At 58.8% G+C, this 4035-nt stretch carries 2 protein-coding genes; one reads left to right on the forward strand and one right to left on the reverse strand.

The features are described 5' to 3' along the window. Nucleotides 1–13: 13 nt before the first annotated feature. A complete protein-coding gene (locus tag EOA22_RS26395; RefSeq protein WP_063168714.1) occupies nt 14–1924 on the reverse strand; it encodes a hypothetical protein in 1911 nt (636 codons plus the stop codon). Between the two features lie 164 nt (nt 1925–2088). Between EOA22_RS26395 and EOA22_RS26400 the strand changes: the two genes are divergently transcribed. Then, complete coding sequence (locus tag EOA22_RS26400) at nt 2089–3486, forward strand: YcaO-like family protein (RefSeq protein ID WP_063168715.1); 1398 nt, start codon at nt 2089–2091, stop codon at nt 3484–3486. The last annotated feature ends 549 nt before the right edge of the window (nt 3487–4035 follow it).

The raw sequence follows: 4035 nt of genomic DNA on the forward strand, positions 1-4035 counted from the left end.
CGGTTCGGCCGTGTCAGCCCGACTGGGCTGCCAATTCGATGCCACGGGCCAGCTTCTCCTGATCGACTGGTAACCGGATCGGAAAAGCGGTCTTGAACCACTCCACGGCGACAGCGCGGTCAAGCCTACCCGGCCCTTGCCACGCCGCCGTTAGGTTGCGTAGAAAACGTCTGAACTCATCCCCGGCCTCGCGGTTGCGTTTCAGCAACGCAAGTGCCGCCGCCGACCAGCCGTGGATGTCGGCGAACAGTTGATCGCTCTTGACCGCAGCGGCCACGCACCCCTCCAGATCATTGGCGAGAAAGGCAATGGTCGCCTGGTAGCCATGATAGTGAGCGTCGGGCATGGGATTGAGGTCGAAACTGCGCTTCGAAAGCTCCGATGCCCGTTGATGATCACCCATGAAGGAGCTGGCCAGCGCGTAGGCGATCAACGTCGCGGGGTTCCCGGCATTTTGCTCATGTGCAAGGCTGAAGTGAAAATCGGCCAGCTCCCAGCGTCGCGCCAGAAGGTGGCTCCAGGCCAGATTTACCTGGTTGCGGTGGTCGAATGGGTCGAGCAGGACCGAACGCTTGGCCAGTTCGAATGCGCGCTTTAGATCCTGCTCGATCGACGATGCACCCGGAACGACGATCCAACGCGAGTTGAGCACCGCAGCGAGGCTGGAATAAGCGCAGGACAGATCGGGATCAAGCCGGATGGCTTCCTCGTAGCGGGCGATGGCAGCTTCTTCGGTGTCCTTTCGCCACATGATCGAAAGCCGCTGTCCGTCCAGCCAGCAATCATAGGCCGAGAAATGGTTCGGGGAAGCTTGCGATATGCGATGCAGCCTGGCACTGGACAAGGCAATCTGCAGGCGCGCGGAAAAGCGTGCGCAAACTTCATTGAAGGCCGAGCGCCAGGAAGACGGATCCGACGGAACGGTGAGAACGAAGGCTTCTCCTTCTTGCAGGAAATCATAGCAGGTAATTTGGAACACTGCTGGTCCATCCGTGTCGATCAGACGGATGAGGACGCCGATATCCACGTGTTCGCCTGCCGCCTGATGCATCTGATCCAGTGAGAATTCACCGGCTTGCAACTCCGTTGACACGGCTGTCCAATGCCTAAATCGGGAAATCGAAGCCAGAAGCTCTGTCGCCAAGGCAAATTGCAGGTGCTCGTTCTCTGCTTCGCGCCTGGCAATGATGATGGCGATTGTCGGCTTCCCTGGGATGCGGCTGTCGTGATCGCTTTGCGCAAGGTCGGGGTCAGCCGCCCGCTTTTCACCGTCGTTGCCCGGCTTGAGCGCCTCTAGAAGGTGGAGGATTTCTGCCGGTGGTCGCAGATCCATGTCCGCTTTGAGTTCGGCCGCGTAGCGGTCGAAGAACGCTAGGGCGCGGGCATAACCGCTTTCCTCACAGACCCTCCGAATGGTCTCCACCACGGCATCGTCGAAAAACGGATCAAGTTGCAGGATGCACGCAGCGATGGATTTGCGCTGTCTCGGGTCTGTCTCGGCCGCCAGCCAGGCTGCGAGCCGTGTCACCAGCCTGTCGGTTATCATCGTCGACTGCATTCTCAGCCAGTTGTCGAAGACAGGATCGCAATCGTCCAACCCGGCGCAAAGTCCATCCCTGGCTTTGGCCAGCAGGAGCAGCGCACCGTCATAATTGCGGTCGTCGAGCGCACGTTCAAGCTCATCGATGTCGGAACGGATTGCAGTCGGATCGATTCCCAGGACGAGCTTGTCGACCGCGAGGTAATTAAGCCTGGTCTCGCTTGCCAGGCGTCGGAGATCCTTTATGCACTGGCGCAGTGATCCGCGCGCATGCTCCTCGTCCTGCTCGCTCCAAAGCAATGCCGCCAGTCGCCCGCGCGTCTCGCGTGACCTGCCGCTCAGTAACAGATAGGCGAGAATCGCGCAGGCCTTCCGCTTGCCCAACGAGAACGTCTCCGAGCCCTTGCGAAGCTCGAAACCGCCGATTAGCCTAATCGCCAGACCGTCTGTGGAAATTGTCAACTCCGCCGGCTATCGTCTCGGTCGCCAACGGGCGCCACCGCTTACCCTACGTAAACAGCAGAAGCCAAGATATTGAAAGAGCCAACATGCTGTTGCGCGGGTCGCATTGGACAACGCTTGCTCTGCTGATGCATCACGGCCGGCCGATGACGGTGAACCAAGACGACCCGACCTGGGACCGCCAGTCGAGTGAAGATGATTTGGATGTTTTGGAGAATCTGGCTGCGACCCTTGTCGCTGCGCCCGAGAATGGGCTGCCCCTTTTGCACTTCGCGACACGGCACGACATTGGCGTTGAAGTGTTCGATGTTCCGGGTGGATTCCTGGCTATGTCCAACATTGCTCCATTCGAAGGGAATGAGAAACGATTCACGGCAAGTGGCAAAGGCTTTGATGCCGGCACGGCCGTGCTGTCTTGCCTCGGAGAGGCCGCGGAGATTTCCAGCTGGGCCTGCAGAGCCGAAGACGTCACGGCGTCAGCACGCATCGGCTCTCCAGGCGATGGAATGAGGATCGATGCGATTCAGGTATTGGGCTTTTCGCTGGAACAGATCCGACATCGCGATCGGCTCAACAGAATGTGGCGTGGCTGGGACAGTATCCCTTCAACGGATCATCTGAACAATCCCCAGCTATGGGCGTCCGTTCGCAGCTTCCATGACGATAGGGTCGCGCTTTGTCCGGCGTTTCTCTGCTATGGCCGCTTTGGTGACGTCGCATATGGCGATTGCAGCTTGAACGTCGACACCAATGGTTGCGCCGCTGGCACAACGCGGGCGGATGCAAGAACCCGCGCCTTGCTTGAACTCGTCGAACGAGACGCCACAGGGATATGGTGGCACCGAGGCTCCCTGAGAAAGCGGCTGGATATCGCGCGGCTTGATGACCAAGGCTTGGCGTCTCACATCCAGCAGCATCGCCAAGAAACGGGACGCAGGCTCTGGCTTCTCGATATCTCGTCCTTCCGCACGGCCATTGTGACGGCGGCGATCAGCTGCGAAGACAGTGGCGAGCATATGGCGGTGGGTTTCGGGTGCAGCTTCGATATGGTTGCTGCCGCCCGGTCCGCGTTTTTGGAATTGATACAATCCGAAGCTGCAATGCAGGCCCATGCCGAAAGGGCAGAACGGCCCCGTAATAAAACGATGAGCGATGACGATTGTCGGATGACCCGCTGGAAGCGTTTCGCTGACGTGCGCAACTTTCGTTTCGCCATCGGCAAGCCTGCCGACGGCCTGGAAAGCGCTGGCGAAAGCAACGTCACCGACCTGCTGAATGAAATCGGCGAAGTTTGTGGTTCGCAGGTCTGGTTCGCCGATCTTTCGCGATCCGAGATTGGTATCCCCGTTGCAAAGGCGATCTGCGAGGGATTATCCCATTTCAAAGCGCGCTGGGGCTGCCACCGAAACGCCGCACCTTCCATCGCAAGTGATTCGAGCAAAACAGCAGGCCGCCTCTCGCAGGCCAGAAAACTTTTGATCTAATTGTTACAGGCAATGACGACACGGGCACGTTGGAGACCCGTCGCCGGTTACAGGACGCTGATGAGGAAGCCGGCGTTACGATTGTGGGCGGGGCCAGGACTTCGTGTACGTCGGAATTTGCTCAAGCAGGGGCTCCGAGTTCGCCGGGATCTCGTACAGCAGGGAAGTTGAGTGAACCCCTGTTGACTTGAGGGCGCGAACGCTGCTGTTTTGGGTCGCAAAGCCGCCCGACGGCTAGCGGTGCAAGAAGGGCGAAAAAAGCGGACTTTTGTCGAGATATCTAGGGCAAACTGAAGCAATCCGTGGGACCGCACACCGCCGACCAATGTCTGGATCTCTTAAGACGCTGGTGCGCGCGAACTCGGCAGATGCAAACTTGTGTCTCCAGATCGGTGTTCGGCTATCCGGCTAAGGTTGCGCCCAGTCGCTTGGAAATCGAAACAATCCAGGCTCGCAGCTCAGGACCAAAAGGCTTCTCAAGAATGGCCCGATCCCAAGCCAAAAAATAAGGTTCCGGCAGCCTGATCCGCTTGTCGAACGGGGCGACGA

This window comes from Mesorhizobium sp. M7A.F.Ca.US.014.04.1.1, from assembly GCF_003998745.1.
In the GTDB taxonomy this organism is placed as follows: Bacteria; Pseudomonadota; Alphaproteobacteria; order Rhizobiales; family Rhizobiaceae; genus Mesorhizobium; species Mesorhizobium ciceri.

Bases quoted from the DNA above. Each gene is read 5' to 3' on its own strand.
- EOA22_RS26400 (WP_063168715.1), top strand. From the start codon at position 2,089: ATGCTGTTGCGCGGGTCGCATTGGACAACGCTTGCTCTGCTGATGCAT.